Source organism: Streptomyces sp. XM4193, assembly GCF_023072595.1.
Lineage (GTDB): Bacteria > Actinomycetota > Actinomycetes > Streptomycetales > Streptomycetaceae > Streptomyces.
The window spans coordinates 101,684-117,824 of the sequence record NZ_JALLGK010000008.1 but is presented as its reverse complement, the minus strand read 5'-3'; the positions used below and the strand labels follow the sequence as shown (position 1 = coordinate 117,824).

The following is a 16,141-nucleotide window of genomic DNA, read 5'->3' as shown; positions in this document are numbered from 1 at the left end:
CACCCATATCCTTCAGCTGTGCCGCGACCATTGGGTGACCTCGAAGACGCCGTGATGACGCGGGTGTGGGAGTGGAACCGCCCGGTAACCGTCCGAGAAGTCCTGGAGGATCTCCAGCAGGGACGGCAGATCGCCTACACCACCGTGATGACCGTCATGGACAACCTTCACCAGAAGGGATGGCTCAGACGGGAGCAGGAGGGGCGTGCCTATCGATATGAGGCCGTCTCCACCCGCGCCGCTTATGCGGCCGCACTGATGAACGAGGCGTGGTCGGAGAGTGACAACCCGGCCGCCGCACTGGTCGCCTTCTTCGGCATGATGTCGCCGCAACAGACCGAAGCCCTGCGTGATGCCCTGCGCGTCGTGCAACTCAATGGCGAACGTCTGACCGAACCGGGTGAGCGATAGCGTTCCCTCATGCCAGAAGCCATAACCGCGCTCCATGTCCGCAGGGCCCGTACGACCGACGTGCGCGCCGTACGCCGCCTCATCGACGTCTACGCCGGCGATCGCATCCTGATGGACAAAGCGACGGTGACGCTTTACGAGGACATCCAGGAGTTCTGGGTCGCGGAGCGGGACAGCGACGGTGAAGTGGTCGGTTGCGGCGCGCTCCATGTGATGTGGGAGGACCTCGCAGAGGTGCGCACCCTGGCCGTGGATCCGGCACTCAAAGGAACAGGCGTGGGGCACCGGCTTCTGGGGAAGCTGGTCGAGACGGCGCGCGGGCTCGGAGTCAGCCGTATTTTCTGTCTGACGTTCGAGGTCTCCTTCTTCGCGAAGCACGGTTTCACCGAGATCGGTGAGGCTCCGGTGGACGGCGACGTGTACAGCGAGCTGCTGCGATCGTACGACGAAGGGGTTGCCGAGTTCCTCGGCCTGGAGCGGGTGAAGCCCAACACCCTGGGCAACAGCAGGATGCTTCTGCACCTTTGATACGGGCATTGCCACTCCCCGGATCACCGGCGACTATGTCCGAAAGGTCCACTCGCTGCCCAGCCCCGGATCGGGTCAAGCCCTCCCGAGGGTTTGAATTTCCACGAGAAAAGGGGTTTGCTGTCGTCGTCAATATCGGTAATCGGTTATGTCGGCCTGTCATCCAGAACGGGGCGGCGACGCAGCGAATGGGAGTAAGCCGGTGGCACAGAAGGTTCAGGTTCTTCTCGTTGACGACATCGACGGTGGCGAAGCCGATGAGACGGTGACGTTCGCACTGGACGGCAAGTCCTATGAGATCGACCTCAACGCCGACAACGCGAGCAAGCTGCGGGACGCACTCGAAGACTTCGTGAAGGCGGGCCGTCGTACCGGCCGCTCGTCCGGGGGCCGCGGTAAGTCCGGCCGTACCGCTGCCGCTTCCGCGGGCGGCGATACCCCGAAGATTCGCGCATGGGCCAAGGAGAACGGCTACGACGTCAATGAGCGCGGCCGTATTCCCACGAACATCCAGGAGGCCTACCGGAAGGCCAACGGCTGACTTCGGTACGCCTCCGGGCCGGTGGCGGTGGCATTGTGCCACCGAAGCACTACCGGTCTTCTTGCAGGAAAATCCGCCACCTCCGCCGGGGCGGGGCTCACGCTTATCCGACTCCGGGAAGCCGATTCGACACTGTTCGCAGTGGACGGGGCGAATCGGCCGGCTTCCCGGGGGCCGGATTTCCCTCGCGCCGACCGGTACGGGACGCATCCGCGTGCCGCCCGGCGGGACTTCGCCGGATCCGGAGCACTTGATGTCCGATATGTGAATATTGACGACTCCTCGGGGCTCCGGGGTCGCATTCCCGGTCGTTCACCGAGGGTTTCCGCTCTCTCCGGTTCTGTGACTGACCGTGATGCTGGATCTTCCGGACCGGTGAAGACCTTGTTCGCCAGAAGCGGAGGCCCTTCGGGCCCGTCCTGTGTGCACATCCCGGGCGCCGCGGGGAAAGCTCCTCGTGAGGGCGGTGCCGGGGCAGTGGTGCGGCGGCGCGAACGGCCGGTGCGGAGGCCGACGTTCGCGCTCGGCGTACTCAAAGGAGTCTGATCCGCCTGGCCTGCGGGAACATCGTCTCGCACCATCGGGTTGGAACTGTTGTCGTCCGTTCGGGACAGCGGTTCAGAACCGGTGGACGTCGCCTCGTGCGAGGAGGGTCCGAAAGCCCTCCGGCGGAGACGGCGGTATCCGGACGGGTGTCGGCAGTTGGAATGAGCGGTCCCCGCTTGCGGGACTAAGCTGCGGAAGGACAGAGAGGGGAGCGTCCCCTAGCTGACTGACCGCTCTGAGGAGCGATTAACGATGTTCGAGAGGTTCACCGACCGCGCGCGGCGGGTTGTCGTCCTGGCTCAGGAAGAAGCCCGGATGCTCAACCACAACTACATCGGCACCGAGCACATCCTCCTGGGCCTGATCCACGAGGGTGAGGGTGTCGCCGCTAAGGCCCTGGAGAGCCTCGGGATCTCGCTTGAGGCTGTCCGCCAGCAGGTGGAGGAGATCATCGGCCAGGGCCAGCAGGCCCCGTCCGGCCACATCCCCTTCACGCCCCGTGCCAAGAAGGTCCTGGAGCTCTCGCTCCGCGAGGCCCTTCAGCTCGGCCACAACTACATCGGCACCGAGCACATCCTGCTCGGCCTGATCCGCGAGGGCGAGGGCGTCGCCGCCCAGGTCCTGGTGAAGCTGGGCGCCGATCTGAACAGGGTGCGGCAGCAGGTCATCCAGCTGCTCTCCGGGTACTCGGGCGGCAAGGAGACAGCCGCCGCCGGTGGTCCCGCAGAGGGCACGCCCTCCACCTCCCTCGTGCTCGACCAGTTCGGCCGCAACCTCACCCAGGCCGCCCGTGAATCCAAGCTCGACCCGGTCATCGGGCGCGAGAAGGAGATCGAGCGGGTCATGCAGGTGCTGTCGCGCCGCACGAAGAACAACCCGGTGCTCATCGGCGAGCCCGGCGTCGGCAAGACGGCGGTCGTCGAGGGCCTGGCCCAGTCCATCGTCAAGGGCGAGGTGCCCGAGACCCTCAAGGACAAGCACCTCTACACCCTCGACCTCGGCGCGCTGGTGGCCGGTTCCCGCTACCGCGGTGACTTCGAGGAGCGCCTGAAGAAGGTGCTCAAGGAGATCCGCACCCGCGGCGACATCATCCTGTTCATCGACGAGCTCCACACCCTGGTCGGTGCCGGCGCCGCCGAGGGCGCGATCGACGCCGCCAGCATCCTCAAGCCGATGCTGGCCCGCGGTGAGCTCCAGACCATCGGTGCCACCACGCTCGACGAGTACCGCAAGTACCTGGAGAAGGACGCGGCGCTGGAGCGTCGTTTCCAGCCCATCCAGGTCGCCGAGCCCTCGCTCTCGCACACCATCGAGATCCTCAAGGGCCTGCGCGACCGGTACGAGGCGCACCACCGGGTCTCCATCACCGACTCCGCCCTCGTCGGCGCCGCGACGCTGGCCGACCGGTACATCTCGGACCGCTTCCTGCCGGACAAGGCGATCGACCTGATCGACGAGGCCGGCTCCCGGATGCGCATCCGCCGGATGACCGCGCCGCCGGACCTGCGCGAGTTCGACGAGAAGATCGCGAACGTGCGTCGCGAGAAGGAGTCCGCGATCGACGCGCAGGACTTCGAGAAGGCCGCGTCCCTGCGCGACACCGAGAAGCAGCTCCTCGGCCAGAAGGCCACCCGGGAGAAGGAGTGGAAGGCCGGCGACATGGACGTCGTCGCCGAGGTGGACGAGGAGCTGATCGCCGAGGTCCTCGCCGCTTCCACCGGCATCCCGGTCTTCAAGCTGACCGAGGAGGAGTCCTCCCGGCTGCTGCGCATGGAGGACGAGCTGCACAAGCGCGTCATCGGCCAGGAGGACGCCATCAAGGCGCTCTCCCAGGCGATCCGGCGTACGCGTGCCGGTCTCAAGGACCCGAAGCGGCCCGGCGGTTCGTTCATCTTCGCCGGCCCGTCCGGTGTGGGTAAGACGGAGCTGTCCAAGACGCTCGCCGAGTTCCTCTTCGGCGACGAGGACGCGCTGATCTCGCTCGACATGTCCGAGTTCAGCGAGAAGCACACCGTCTCTCGGCTGTTCGGTTCGCCTCCCGGCTACGTCGGATACGAGGAGGGCGGCCAGCTGACCGAGAAGGTCCGCCGCAAGCCGTTCTCCGTCGTGCTCTTCGACGAGGTCGAGAAGGCCCACCCGGACATCTTCAACTCGCTGCTGCAGATCCTGGAGGACGGTCGGCTGACCGACTCCCAGGGCCGGGTCGTGGACTTCAAGAACACCGTCATCATCATGACGACGAACCTCGGCACCCGGGACATCTCCAAGGGCTTCAACCTCGGCTTCGCCGCACAGAGCGACGTCAAGGCCGGCTACGACCGGATGAAGGCCAAGGTCAACGAAGAGCTGAAGCAGCACTTCCGGCCGGAGTTCCTCAACCGTGTCGACGACACCGTCGTCTTCCACCAGCTGACGCAGGCCGACATCATCCAGATCGTCGACCTGATGATCGCGCAGGTGGATGAGCGGCTGAAGGACCGCGACATGGGCCTGGAGCTCAGCGGCGAGGCCAAGGAGCTGCTCGCCAAGCGCGGGTACGACCCGGTCATGGGCGCCCGTCCGCTGCGCCGCACGATCCAGCGCGAGATCGAGGACACGCTCTCGGAGAAGATCCTCTTCGGCGAGCTGCGTCCCGGCCACATCGTGGTCGTGGAGGTCGAGGGCGAGGGCGAGCAGGCCAAGTTCACCTTCCGCGGTGAGGAGAAGGCGGCCCTGCCGGACGTTCCGCCCATCGAGGCGGCCGGTGGCGGTCCCAACCTGACCAAGGACAGCTGAGCCGACACGGAGCACGGCAGGCCGGCCCGGACGCGTACCGCGTGTCCGGGCCGGCCTTCGTCGTGCGCGCGGGCGGTGCTCGGAGGCCGGCGGGTGGCCGGCCGGCGTGCGCGGTCGGCGCGGGGGCCGGCCCCGGGGTGGCGCGCGGGCGGGTCGGGCGGGTCGGGCGATGAGTTTCCGGCGGGTGCGGGGTCTGACTGTGTGGGCGCCGCGAGAGGCGCCCGTGAGACCTCAGGAGGCGGCCATGCTGTACATGATCCAGCTGCTCGACGACACCGAGACCTGGGAGGCGGAGATGTCCCGGCTCAGCGGTGACGACATGGGGCGGATGTTCGCCCACATGGAATCGGTCAACGAGGAGTTGAAGGCGAACGGTGAATGGGTGGAGGCCCGGGGCCTCGGCGGCCCGAGCGCCGTGCTCAGCGTCTCCGCGACGCCCGGCGGCGAGCCCCGGGTGACCAAGGGGCCGCAGCGGGCCGGCGGCATGATCCTCTCCGGCTACTGGATCGTCGACCTGGCGAGCCGGGAGCGTGCGGTGGAGCTGGCCGCCCGTATCTCGGCCTGCCCGGGGCCCGGTGGCGAGCCGTACAACACTCCGGTGGAGCTCCACCGGCTTCCGGAGGAGCCGGAGCAGTAGACCCGGAGCGACCGACCGTGCGCACGGCCGGGGCGGCGGTGTTCAGGGACGCTGCGGGGCGGGGAGGTCCGGCGGGGCGCTGCCGTGCGGGGTGGCGGGGAGTCGGAGGGTGGCGAGCGCGCCCGGTGTGAGGTTGCGGAAGACGAGGCGGGCGCCGAGCACCCGGGCCTGGCCGGCGGCGATGGTCAGGCCGAGGCCGTGCCCCTGTCCGGCCCGGTCGCTGGTGCCGGTGCGGAACCGGCTCGGCCCCTCCGCCAGCAGCTCCTCGGGGAAGCCCGGCCCGTGGTCGCGCACCCGCAGGACGCGTTCGGCCACCTCGATCCGCAGCGGCGGCGATCCGTGCCGGACGGCGTTGGCGATCAGATTGCCCAGGATGCGTTCCAGCCGCCGCGGGTCGGTGGTGACGTGCGCGTCCTGTTCGACGCGCACCTCGGCGTCCGGTGCCAGCACCCGCACCCGCCGTGTCACGAACTCGCCGAGGGCGATCTCCTGGAGCTCCGCGCGCTCCGCCGCGCCGTCGAGCCGTGCCACCTCCAGCACGTCCTCCACCAGGGTCCGCAGCACCTCGGCCCGGTCGCGCACCAACTCGGCGGGGCGGCCCTCGGGCAGCAGTTGCGCCGCGGTGAGCAGCCCGGTCACGGGGGTGCGCAGCTCGTGCGCGATATCGGCGGTCACCCGTCGTTCCGCCTCCAGCCGTGCCTGGAGCGCGTCGGCCATCTCGTCCACGGCGCGGGCGAGTTCGGCGATCTCGTCGCGCGGCCGTTCGCCGATGTACTCCCGTACGCGGGCGTCGGAGTCGCCCTCGGTGACGCGTACGGCGGCGGTTGCCGCCCGGCGCAGACGGCGGGAGAGGCGACTGCCGATGAGCACGCCGAGCGCGGTGGAACCCGCGACGACGGAGAGCGAGCCGAGGATCAGCGTTCTGGACAGGTCGTCCAGGACCGAGTAGCGGTCGGTGAAGCGGGAGTGCAGCGAGAGTATGCCGCCGTCGGGCAGCGGGGTGGCGGCCCAGACGTCGGGCACCTCGGAGTTGCCGTTGCTGACGTAGGTGGCGCGTTCGCCCCGCAGGACCGCGCGGCGCAGCGGGCCGGGCAGATCGGGGTCGTTGAGGGCGGAGCCGAGCGCGACGCGTTCGGTGGACTCGTAGATGCGCAGGGCGGACTGGAGCCGCTCGTCCTGCACGTCCCGGCTGCTGCTGAGCATGGAGACCTGGGTGGCGTTGTAGATGATCAGGCTCAGCAGCAGCGCGACGAGCGCGCTCACCGCCGCGATCGCCGTACTGACCTTCCAGCGCAGCCCCACCCGGAGCGCGGTGCGGGAGGGCCGCAGTCTCACCCGCACCGGCTCAGCCCTTCAGTTTGTAGCCGAAGCCACGGACGGTCTCGATGCGCTGCTGGCCGATCTTGGCGCGCAGCCGCTGTACGTGGACGTCCACCACGCGGGTGTCGCCGCCCCAGCCGTAGTCCCAGACGCGTTCGAGGAGTTGGTCGCGGGAGAGCACGGTGCCGGGCGCGGTGGAGAACTCCAGCAGCAGTCGCATCTCGGTCGGGGTGAGCGGTACGGGGCTGCCGTCCCGGCGCACCTCCATGCCCTCCGTGTCGACCTCGAGATCGCCGAAGCTGAGCACGCTCTCGCCGCTTCCCGCCTCGGCCGGGGCGCCCGGGCCCGGGTCCGGTTCCTGCCGGGAGTGCTGGAAGCGGCGCAGCACCGCGCGGATGCGGGCGACGAGCACGGCGCCGTCGAACGGTTTGGTGACGTAGTCGTCGGCGCCGGCCTCCAGCCCGAGGACCACGTCGATGGAGTCGGCCCTGGCCGAGAGCATGATGACCGGCACCGTCGAGTCGTCCCTGATGCGCCGGCACAGGCTCACGCCGTCCAGCCCGGGGACCATCACGTCCAGCAGCGCCACGTCGGGACGGTCGGCGCGGAACGCGTCGAGGCCGGCGAGCCCGTCCGGGACCGCCGTGACGCGGAACCCGTCGCGCTCCAGCGTCAGTTGCAGCGCCTCCCGGATGACGTCGTCGTCCTCCACGAACAGCACATGTGTGTCGGCCACCGCGTGCTCAGCCCTCCCCGTCGTCCCGGCCCTCGTCGGTCGGCTTCGGATAGTCCTTGTAGACGCGGTCCATCTCGGCGAACTTGCCACCGCGCCACATGTACGTCACCACATCCTGACCGGTGGGGCAGCACATGGCGTCCCCGTCCAGGTAGATCTGCTGGTCGACGCGGAGGGCGCTCTTGTCGACCTGGGCGTAGACCGCGACCTCCTCCTCGGCGAAGACGTTCACATAGCGCCCGTCCCGGGTCTCGCGGTAGACGTAGCTGCCGAGCCCCTTGCCGTCGGCGCAGCTGGTGACGTTCACGATCACGTCGGAGGCGCCCGCGCCGGTGAGCCGACCGTAGGCCACGTCGACCGGCCACTGCCCCGAGCACGGCACCAGGCTCTCCTTGACCTCGGCGCCGACCCTGGGGTCCTGCCGTACGAGCGTGATCACGTCCAACTGCCGCCGGGCGCCGGGCGGCGACACCTCGGGCGCCGAGAAGCTGGTGCTCGGAGCCACCGGGCTGGGGCTGTGGGACTTGTCCGGCTTGCCTCCGGGGCTCTTGGAGCCCGAAGGGGAGGGCGGTGTCTCGCTCGGTGTGACGGTGGCGGCCGGCAGCGGGGAGGCACGGCCCTCGGGGCCGGCGTCCGCGGCGGCGGGCTGCTCGACCCGTACGCCTTCGCCCGTCGCGCCGCAGCCGGCCACCGCGACGACCAGCAGCGCGGCGAAACCGGCGGAGGCGCCGCCGAGGACGCCCGCGCGCAGAGGGCTCAGGCGGCGCACACGGTCGGTGGTGCGACGGGCCGCGCGCACGCGGACGGCAGGCAGGCGAGATCGGTCGGCCGGCTCATCGGCTCCTCGTGTGTGTCCTGCTGCCACTGCTGCTCCCTGCTCAACAGCTCCGAGCGCAGCCGGGCGAGTGCCCGGTGCAGCGTGCTCTTCACCGTACCCACCGACATTCCGAGAGCCGAAGCGGTCTCCTCGGTGCTCAACTGCTCCCAGTGACGAAGGACGACCACGCTGCGCTGCTTGGGCGGCAGTGCCCACAGCAGCTCCAGCAGCAGCTCGCGGTCGGCGCACTGCTCGATGCCGTCCTCGACGCCGATCACCTCGGGCAGCACGTCCGTCGGCACTTCCTCCAGTTTCCTCGAACGCCACCACTCCGTACGCGTGTTGATCATCACTCGGCGCAGATAGGCGTCGGCCAGCGACTTGTCGGCGATCCTGTCCCACTTGTCGCAGGTGCGGGCGAGTGCGGTCTGGAGCAGGTCCTGTGCGTCCAGGGGGTCGGAGACCAGACGGCGTGCGCTGCGCAGCAGTGCGTCCTGCCGCGTCCGTACGTACTCCTCGAAGTCGAGCACCTGTGCCGTCGCCGTCATCTTCGCCTCCCCTGTCACGTCCCCCTGCCCGGATGCGGGCGGTACGGACAGGACAGTAGGGAGGCGGTGTTGCGGGGCTTTGCTCGACAGCGCACGGACGGCGCACGGGCACCCATCGGTTGTGTAACAGCGGGACGACAACTGATGTTGTGTCCCGCTTCACACCCTTTGCTCGGTCGTCTCTGGTCGGTCGTTCCCCCCCGGGGCCCGCGCCCGGCCGGCTCACCGGCCCCGGCGGGGCGCGGTGTCCGGTGCCTCAGCGGGCTGCGCTGTGCGGCCGACTGCGCGGCAGCCGGTAGACGCCGCCCGCCAGCGGCTCCACCAGTCCGTCCGCGACCAGCCCGTCCAGCGCCCGTGCGCGCTGGGCCGGTTCGTGCCAGACCTCGTCCAGGCGCTCCCTCGGCACCGGCGCCGAGGTCTCCCGGAGCACCGCGAGCAGCCGTCCGCGCACCTGGCGATCGGTGCCGGCGTACGTCTGGGTGCGCCGCGGCGGCCCTTCGTACGGCGGTGAACCGGCGATCTTCCAGGCGCACTCGGCGGCGACGGGGCAGGCGTGGCAGTCGGGTTTGCGGGCCGTGCAGACCAGCGCGCCCAACTCCATCGTCGCCGCCGCCCAGCGGGCCGCGGTCGCCTCCTCCTCGGGCAGCACCGCACGGGCGAGCTTGCGTTCGGCGGCGGTGGTGGCGTTCGGCGGGAACTCCTGGCCGCGGAAGAGCCGGGCGAAGACCCTGCGCACGTTGGTGTCCAGCACCGGATGGCGCTGGCCGTACGCGAAGGACGCCACCGCCGACGCCGTGTACTCGCCGACACCCGGCAGCGCCAGCAACTGGGCGTGCCCGGTGGGCACATCGCCGCCGTGGCGTTCCGCTATGGCCGCTGCGGCGCCGTGCAGCCGCAGTGCGCGGCGCGGATAGCCCAGCCGGCCCCAGGCGCGTACGGCCTCCCCGGGTTCCTCGGCGGCGAGGTCCGCGGGGCGCGGCCAGCGGGCCATCCACTGTTCGTAGACGGGCAACACCCGTGAGACGGGCGTCTGTTGAAGCATGAACTCGCTGACCATCACGCCCCAGGCTCCGGCCTCGGGGCGTCGCCAGGGCAGCTCCCTGGCATGTTCGGTGAACCATTCGTTGACGGGAGCGTGCAGCCGCAGGGCGGCGCGGTGGTCGTCGGTCGCGTGGCATTCAGAGGTAGCAGTCATGGCCTTCCGATCCTGGCACGGAGCGCAGCAGTGGTGAAAACTCCGCGCCGCAGCCGGACAACGCCCGCTCCGGGGTGTCGCAACCGGACGAACCGGACGCCCGCAGAGCTCGTAGGACAACGAGACAAGGCGAAAGTTCGAAAAGGTTCACAACTTGCTCGCTTCGGCGGCGGGTACGGCCCTGTCCGAGGGCTGATGTCTCGTAAGGTTTCCGCGTGGGATCTATGCGCAATCCGGTCGGGCCGCTTCCCTCCTCCATCTACTGGCGTCGGAGGGCGGTGGCACTCGCGCTTGTCGCGATGCTGGTCATGCTCGTCGTGTGGGCGCTCAGCATGGGCGGTGGCGGCGGCAATCAGGCGGGCAAGGCGGGCCAGGACGATCGTGGTGAGGGCGCGGCGAGCTCCATCACGCCCGGGCCCACCAGCTCCGAGTCCGTACCCGACAACCGCCCCGGCGGCCGGGACGAGGAGGACGAGGAGGGTTCCGGCGGCGCCGACGACGACAACGAGGGCGGCACGGGCGGCTCCGGTTCCGGGGGGTCCGAGGAGTCGGAGGGATCGGACTCGGACGCCGGCTCGGGCGGTTCCGGCGGTTCGGGCGGCGGCGGGGACGTCGACGGGCTGGATGCCTGCCGCTCCGGCCAGGCGAAGGTCAGCCTGGTCGCCGCGCGGAACGAGTACGCGCCCGGCGAGCGACCCAAGCTGCGCCTGACGGTGGAGAACACCAGCGGCACCCCCTGCAAGGTGGACGTCAACGGCGACCGTGCGGTCTTCACCATCGTCGACAGCGACGACAGCACGATCTGGTCCTCCGAGCACTGCGCGGCCGACGGCAGCGACGAACTGCGGGTCGCCGCACGGGAGAAGACGACCCACACGCTCACCTGGAAGCGCGACCGCAGCGCCGCCTCCTGCGCCACGCCGTCGGGCGGAGCGCCGAAGGCCGGGACCTACCTGGTCGAGGTCGAGATCCCCGGCCTCGGCACCGCGCAGACCTCCTTCGTCCTCGCCAAGGACTGAGCCGGGGCGGCCGGCGACCGAGCCGGCAGCACCGCAGCGCGAAGGCCGTCACCACAGCGAAAAGGCCGTGAACCCCACCCGGGTTCACGGCCTTCGCGCTGTTTCCGTCGCCTCTCGGCCCTCGTCGCCCGCCGGCGTCAGACGTAGCGCTCCAGGATGGAGGACTCGGCGAGCCGCGACAGCCCCTCCCGGACCGAACGGGCCCGGGCCTCGCCGACGCCGTCCACGGCCTGGAGGTCGTCCACGCTCGCCGCGAGCAGCTTCTGGAGTCCGCCGAAGTGGTCGACCAGCCGCTCGATCACGGTGTTGGGCAGCCGCGGCACCTTCGCCAGCAGCCGGAAACCGCGCGGCGACACCGCGGAGTCCAGCGTCTCCGGCGCGCCGCTGTAGCCCAGGGACCGTGCCACGGTGGGGAGTTCGAGCAGCTCGGTGTGGCTGAGCCGGTCCAGCTCGCCGAGCGCGCCGCCGACCGTCCTGGTCCGCTTGCCGCTCGGCTCCGGCACGTAGTCGCGGGCGACGAGCTGGCGCTCCGGCTCGACGCCGGCAATCAGCTCGTCCAGCTGAAGCGCCAGCAGCCGCCCGTCGGTGCCGAGCTCCACGACGTACTCGGCGATCTCGGTGGCGATGCGGCGCACCATCTCCAGACGCTGGGAGACGGCCGCCACGTCCCGGACCGTCACCAGGTCCTCGATCTCCAGCGCGGAGAGCGTGCCCGCCACCTCGTCCAGCCGGAGTTTGTAGCGCTCCAGAGTGGCGAGCGCCTGGTTGGCGCGGGAGAGGATGGCCGCCGAGTCCTCCAGCACGCGCCGCTGACCGTCGACGTAGAGCGCGATCAGATGCATCGACTGGCTGACCGAGACGACCGGGAAACCGGTCTGGATCGACACCCGCTGTGCGGTGCGGTGCCGGGTGCCGGTCTCCTCGGTGGGGATGGAGGCGTCCGGCACGAGCTGCACGCCCGCCCGCACGATCTTGGTGACGTCCCGGTCGATGATCAACGAGCCGTCGAGCTTGCACAGCTCCCGCAGCCGCGTCGCGCTGAACTCGACGTCCAGTACGAAGCCGCCCGAACAGAGCGCTTCCACGGTCTTGTCGAAACCGAGCACGATGAGGCCGCCGGTGTTGCCACGCAGGACCCGCTCCAGCCCGTCCCGCAGTGCGGTTCCGGGGGCGACGGCGCTGAGTGAAGCCCGCAGCAGGCCGTCCGCGGTTCCTGCCCGTTCATTGGCTGCCACGGCGCTCCTTCGGTCGTGAGTGCGGGTGCCCCTCGACGTACGTTCGGCGTACTGGTGGACGGGCGTGACCGCGCCAAAGTCTACCGGCGTCCGTACGCGCCCGACGGTCCACTCCGCGCCGACGGGAACGACTCACCCGCCCGACGGCCCGAGTACGCCTCCGCTTCACCCGCGACTCACCTGCGACGGCGCGCTCCGACGCCCCGCTCGCCCGCCTCAGTGGGCGCCCGGCACCGGCTCCTCCCGCTCGGCGCGCCCGGGCCGCTCCTCGCGCCCGCCGGCGCTCCGCCGCCCGCCGCCGGACAGCCGCGGCAGGGTGCGCAGCGCCTCACCCACGTCGGCGACCTCCTTGACCCGCATCCCGGCCGGCACCCGCCCGGGGTCGGAGGGCACGAGAGCGTGGGTGAAGCCGAGCCGCGCCGCCTCCGCGAGCCGCCGCTGCACCCCGGTCACCCGCCGGACCTCGCCGGCGAGCCCGACCTCGCCTATCGCGACCAGGTTCTTCGGCAGCGGGGTGTCGCTCGCGGCGCTCGCCAGCGCCAGCGCCACCGCGAGATCCGCGGCCGGCTCGGTGAGCTTCACCCCGCCCACGGTGGCGCTGTAGATGTCCCGCTTGCCCAGCGCGCTGATCCGGCCGCGCTGCTCCAGCACGGCCAGCATCATCGACACCCGGGAGGTCTCCAGGCCGGAGGTCGTGCGGCGGGGCGAGGGGATCTGGGAGTCGACGGTGAGCGCCTGCACCTCGGCCACCAGCGGCCGGCGACCCTCCAGCGTCACGGTCAGACAGGTGCCGGGGACGGGCTCGTCCCTGCGGGTCAGAAAGAGCCCGGAGGGGTCGGCCAGCCCGACGATGCCCTCGTCGTGCAGCTCGAAGCAGCCGACCTCGTCGGTGGTGCCGTATCTGTTCTTCACGCCGCGCACGAGCCGGAGCCGGGCGTGCCGGTCGCCCTCGAAGTGCAGCACCACGTCGACCAGATGCTCCAGCAACCGGGGCCCGGCGATCGTGCCGTCCTTGGTGACGTGGCCGACGAGCAGCGTCGCCATCCCGCGCTCCTTGGAGGCCCGGATGAGGGCACCGGCCACCTCCCGGACCTGGGAGACACCGCCGGGCGCGCCGTCAATCTCGGACGAGGCGACGGTCTGCACCGAGTCCATCACCAGCAGGGAGGGCTGTACGGCGTCGAGATGGCCGAGCACGGCCGACAGATCCGTCTCGGCGGCGAGGAAGAGGTTGTCGTCCAGCGCGCCGATCCGGTCCGCGCGCATCCGCACCTGGCTCGCCGACTCCTCGCCGGTGACGTACAGCGTGCGGTGCGCGGGCGCCGCCGCCTTGGCCGCGACATCCAGCAGCAGCGTCGACTTGCCCACTCCGGGCTCGCCGGCCAGCAGCACCACCGCGCCGGGGACCAGACCGCCGCCCAGCACCCGGTCGAGCTCGTCCACCCCGGTGCTGCGGGCCTCGGCCTGCCGGGCGTCGACCTGGCCGATGGGCAGCGCGGGCGTGGAGACCCGCCCGGCGGCGGTGGTGCGCACGCCGGGGGCGGCACCGACCTCCTCGACGGTGCCCCAGGCCTGGCACTCCGGGCAGCGGCCCAGCCATTTGGCCGTGCTCCAGCCACATTCGGTGCAGCGGTACGAGGGGCGGTCCTTGGCGGACGACTTGCGGGCAGCCATGTCGATCACCGTAGCCGTGCCCACCGACAGCGCGGACTCCTCCGGTGCGCCGGGGCCGGGCCCACGAGTGGGGCGCGCGGCCGGGCGAGGTGTCGGGGCGGAGGGTTTCGGCTGGTCGGAGCTGTCCCCTTTCGAGTGAGATCGTCACTCATTAGGGTTAAACCTTCGCCACCGATCCCGGTCCGCCCCCTCGCGCCGCCTAGCGTCGCGGGGTGATGAGCAGCAGGCGCGAACACCCCACGAACTCCACCGGCGCACGCCAAGCGCGCCGTGGCTCGCGGCACCCCGGGAACGGGCCGGCCCCCGCGGCCCTCTCCGGCGCCGCTGCCGCCGTCCAGGACGTCCACGGCGCGGGCGACGACCCGTACCTCGACGGACTGTTCACCTACTGCCTGTCGATCATGTGCGAGCACGACGAGGCCGTCTCCGCGCTCGGTCTCGCGCTCTCCGTCGCCGAACGGCAGCGGGAGCGCGACCGTGCGCCGCAGGACCCCGCGCACCAGCGGCCCTGGCTGTACGCCCTCGCCCGCTGGGCCTGTCTGCGGCGCCTGGCCACCCTGCGCGAGGCCGCCCGCCCCCGGGAGCCCATCAAGCTCGACGGTCCGCTCGCCACCCGGCGCCGCCAGGAGCTCGCCGCTCTCGGCTGGCCCGAGGCGGCGGGTACTACGCCGGAGCAGCGCGAGGCCCTGGAGCTCGCGGTGCGCCACCAACTCCCGGTCGACGAGGTCGCGTTGGTGCTCTCCATGGAGTCCGCCGCGACCCGGATGCTGCTGTCCGGCGCGGCCTGCGAGGTGGAGCGGACCCGCGCCGCGCTGTCCGTCGTGAACAGCGGCGGCTGCGGAACGGTCAGCAGGCTGGGCGGCGACACCGAGGTGGTGCTCAGCGCCGCGCTCCGCCGCGAACTGGTGCGGCACGTCGACGAGTGCGGCGAGTGCCGGCTCGCCGCCGAGAAGCACATGGCGGGCGAGCCGTGGCCCGGTACGGCGCCGGGCCGCTCCCGGCAGCTGGCGGTGCTGAAGGCGTCCCGTCCGGTGGTGCACGCGGCGCTGGTGGCCGCGCTCCGGGCGCGCGCGCAGCCCGCGCCGCGGTTCGACCGGCACGGCTTCCCGGCGGAGGCGAAGGAGCGCACCGCGCGGATGGGCAAGCTGCGCGCCCGGGCGGTGACGACGACGGTGGCCGCCGCGGTGGTGGCGGCGCCCGTGCTGGCGCTGTGGGCGGCGTACCGCGGCGCGCCGCTGGTCGGCGAGGGCCGGGACGGCAGCTCGGTGGCGACCAGCGACGCCGACGACCCGGCGGCGGAGGAGAGCTACCCGTACGAGAACGCGGGCAACGCCGACCGTGCGCCCGGCGACCGCAAGAGCCCCAACGGCCGTACCGGGGACGACCGGGACGGCGAGGAGGACGACGGCAAGCCGGGCGGGAGCACCAAGCTGCCCGGCGGCTCGGACGACCCCGACAGCTCCCCGGACGAGGGCTCGGAGAGCCCCGACGAGAGCCCCAGCGAATCGCCGGGCCGGCTCTCCGTCCAGGCCAGGCCCGCGGGCGACGTCACGCTGATCACGCTGACCAACACCGGCGGTTCCAAGCTCGACTGGTCCGCGGCCACCGACGCCAGATGGCTGCGGGTCAGCAAGCTCTCGGGCCAGCTGTCGCCGGGCGAGTCGTACACGGTGCGGGTCGACGTGCGCCGCTGGGAGCCGGAGGGTCCGTGGACGGCGCGGGTGCACTTCGCCCCCTCGGGCACCGTCATCACCATCCAGGGCCAGGGCCGCGAGCCCGCCCCCGAACCGTCCGAGCCGGAGCCCTCCGAGCCCGCCCCGGACCCCGAACCCTCCGAACCGGTCCCCTCCGCCTGAGCCCGCTCGGCGCCGCCCGTGCCGCGCGACGCGCCCGTGCCGCGTCGCAGAGCCGCGTCGTGAACGCGGACGGCGGCGAACGGGGTGCTGGCGTACGGCAGTTGCCCGCGGGGCGCTGTGAACCGGGCGCGCAGGTGCGGGAGTTGGCCGACCTGGGCGCGAACCGGACCGGCTCGTACGCCGGTTGCCACCGATCGGTGGCAACCGGCCGCGCCGGCACCGAAGTTGGCCGCTGTGGGCGTGAACCGGACCGGCCCGACGTGGGCGCGAACCGAACCGGCCCGGCCTGCGCCGGTGGGCGCG

14 protein-coding genes are annotated in these 16,141 nt (G+C 71.4%); 7 read left to right on the top strand and 7 right to left on the bottom strand.

The annotated features are described in order from the left end of the window. Positions 1–18: 18 nt before the first annotated feature. The 5 genes from MTQ01_RS20095 to MTQ01_RS20075 all read left to right on the top strand — a co-directional run bounded on the left by MTQ01_RS20095 (position 19) and on the right by MTQ01_RS20075 (position 5,438). Positions 19–411: a BlaI/MecI/CopY family transcriptional regulator gene (locus MTQ01_RS20095; protein ID WP_247492092.1), complete on the top strand. Its 393-nt coding sequence runs from the start codon at positions 19–21 to the stop codon at positions 409–411. A 9-nt stretch (positions 412–420) separates the two neighbouring features. Continuing rightward, positions 421–939, top strand: coding sequence for an amino-acid N-acetyltransferase (locus tag MTQ01_RS20090; protein WP_247492091.1), 519 nt, complete (start codon positions 421–423; stop codon positions 937–939). Between the two features lie 202 nt (positions 940–1,141). Continuing rightward, complete coding sequence (locus tag MTQ01_RS20085) at positions 1,142–1,480, top strand: Lsr2 family protein (RefSeq protein WP_211040291.1); 339 nt, start codon at positions 1,142–1,144, stop codon at positions 1,478–1,480. Positions 1,481–2,278: 798 nt separating this feature from the next. Further along, complete coding sequence (locus MTQ01_RS20080) at positions 2,279–4,801, top strand: ATP-dependent Clp protease ATP-binding subunit (RefSeq protein ID WP_247492090.1); 2,523 nt, start codon at positions 2,279–2,281, stop codon at positions 4,799–4,801. Positions 4,802–5,045: 244 nt separating this feature from the next. Further along, positions 5,046–5,438: a YciI family protein gene (locus tag MTQ01_RS20075; RefSeq protein ID WP_247492089.1), complete on the top strand. Its 393-nt coding sequence runs from the start codon at positions 5,046–5,048 to the stop codon at positions 5,436–5,438. A 42-nt stretch (positions 5,439–5,480) separates the two neighbouring features. Here MTQ01_RS20075 and MTQ01_RS20070 read toward each other — a convergent pair whose 3' ends face one another. From MTQ01_RS20070 to MTQ01_RS20050, 5 genes are all read right to left on the bottom strand, one after another. Further along, complete coding sequence (locus MTQ01_RS20070; protein WP_247492087.1) at positions 5,481–6,773, bottom strand: HAMP domain-containing sensor histidine kinase; 1,293 nt, start codon at positions 6,771–6,773, stop codon at positions 5,481–5,483. Between the two features lie 10 nt (positions 6,774–6,783). Next, entirely contained in the window at positions 6,784–7,494 is a 711-nt protein-coding gene (gene cseB / locus MTQ01_RS20065; protein WP_247492084.1) for a two-component system response regulator CseB, read from the bottom strand. 7 nt (positions 7,495–7,501) lie between these two features. Then, positions 7,502–8,263 (bottom strand): LppP/LprE family lipoprotein, encoded by a 762-nt coding sequence (locus tag MTQ01_RS20060; protein WP_247492083.1) that lies wholly within the window; start codon positions 8,261–8,263, stop codon positions 7,502–7,504. Then, positions 8,251–8,859 carry a SigE family RNA polymerase sigma factor gene (locus MTQ01_RS20055; protein WP_247492081.1) on the bottom strand — a complete coding sequence of 203 codons (609 nt, stop codon included), beginning with the start codon at positions 8,857–8,859 and terminating at the stop codon, positions 8,251–8,253. The genes MTQ01_RS20060 and MTQ01_RS20055 overlap by 13 nt, the downstream gene beginning before the upstream one ends. Positions 8,860–9,115: 256 nt before the next feature. Beyond that, positions 9,116–10,054, bottom strand: a complete 939-nt coding sequence (locus MTQ01_RS20050; protein ID WP_247492080.1) for an A/G-specific adenine glycosylase — start codon at positions 10,052–10,054, stop codon at positions 9,116–9,118. Positions 10,055–10,278: 224 nt separating this feature from the next. Between MTQ01_RS20050 and MTQ01_RS20045 the strand changes: the two genes are divergently transcribed. Further along, positions 10,279–11,073, top strand: a complete 795-nt coding sequence (locus tag MTQ01_RS20045) for a hypothetical protein (RefSeq protein ID WP_247492275.1) — start codon at positions 10,279–10,281, stop codon at positions 11,071–11,073. Between the two features lie 137 nt (positions 11,074–11,210). Here MTQ01_RS20045 and disA read toward each other — a convergent pair whose 3' ends face one another. Next, positions 11,211–12,269: a DNA integrity scanning diadenylate cyclase DisA gene (gene disA, locus MTQ01_RS20040; RefSeq protein ID WP_247492273.1), complete on the bottom strand. Its 1,059-nt coding sequence runs from the start codon at positions 12,267–12,269 to the stop codon at positions 11,211–11,213. Positions 12,270–12,524: 255 nt separating this feature from the next. Continuing rightward, positions 12,525–13,982 carry a DNA repair protein RadA gene (gene radA / locus MTQ01_RS20035; protein WP_247492079.1) on the bottom strand — a complete coding sequence of 486 codons (1,458 nt, stop codon included), beginning with the start codon at positions 13,980–13,982 and terminating at the stop codon, positions 12,525–12,527. A 215-nt stretch (positions 13,983–14,197) separates the two neighbouring features. On the opposite strand from radA, the gene MTQ01_RS20030 reads away from it, so the two are divergent. Continuing rightward, entirely contained in the window at positions 14,198–15,838 is a 1,641-nt protein-coding gene (locus MTQ01_RS20030) for a sigma-70 family RNA polymerase sigma factor (RefSeq protein ID WP_247492078.1), read from the top strand. Positions 15,839–16,141 lie beyond the last annotated feature (303 nt).

What these genes read in the sequence shown, in the direction of transcription:
- MTQ01_RS20090 (WP_247492091.1), top strand. Translation starts at nt 421, where the DNA reads ATGCCAGAAGCCATAACCGCGCTCCATGTCCGCAGGGCCCGTACGACC.
- MTQ01_RS20080 (WP_247492090.1), top strand. Translation starts at nt 2,279, where the DNA reads ATGTTCGAGAGGTTCACCGACCGCGCGCGGCGGGTTGTCGTCCTGGCT.
- MTQ01_RS20075 (WP_247492089.1), top strand. Translation starts at nt 5,046, where the DNA reads ATGCTGTACATGATCCAGCTGCTCGACGACACCGAGACCTGGGAGGCG.
- MTQ01_RS20055 (WP_247492081.1), bottom strand. Translation starts at nt 8,859, where the DNA reads ATGACGGCGACGGCACAGGTGCTCGACTTCGAGGAGTACGTACGGACG.
- MTQ01_RS20050 (WP_247492080.1), bottom strand. Translation starts at nt 10,054, where the DNA reads ATGACTGCTACCTCTGAATGCCACGCGACCGACGACCACCGCGCCGCC.
- MTQ01_RS20045 (WP_247492275.1), top strand. Translation starts at nt 10,279, where the DNA reads ATGCGCAATCCGGTCGGGCCGCTTCCCTCCTCCATCTACTGGCGTCGG.
- radA (WP_247492079.1), bottom strand. Translation starts at nt 13,982, where the DNA reads ATGGCTGCCCGCAAGTCGTCCGCCAAGGACCGCCCCTCGTACCGCTGC.
- MTQ01_RS20030 (WP_247492078.1), top strand. Translation starts at nt 14,198, where the DNA reads ATGAGCAGCAGGCGCGAACACCCCACGAACTCCACCGGCGCACGCCAA.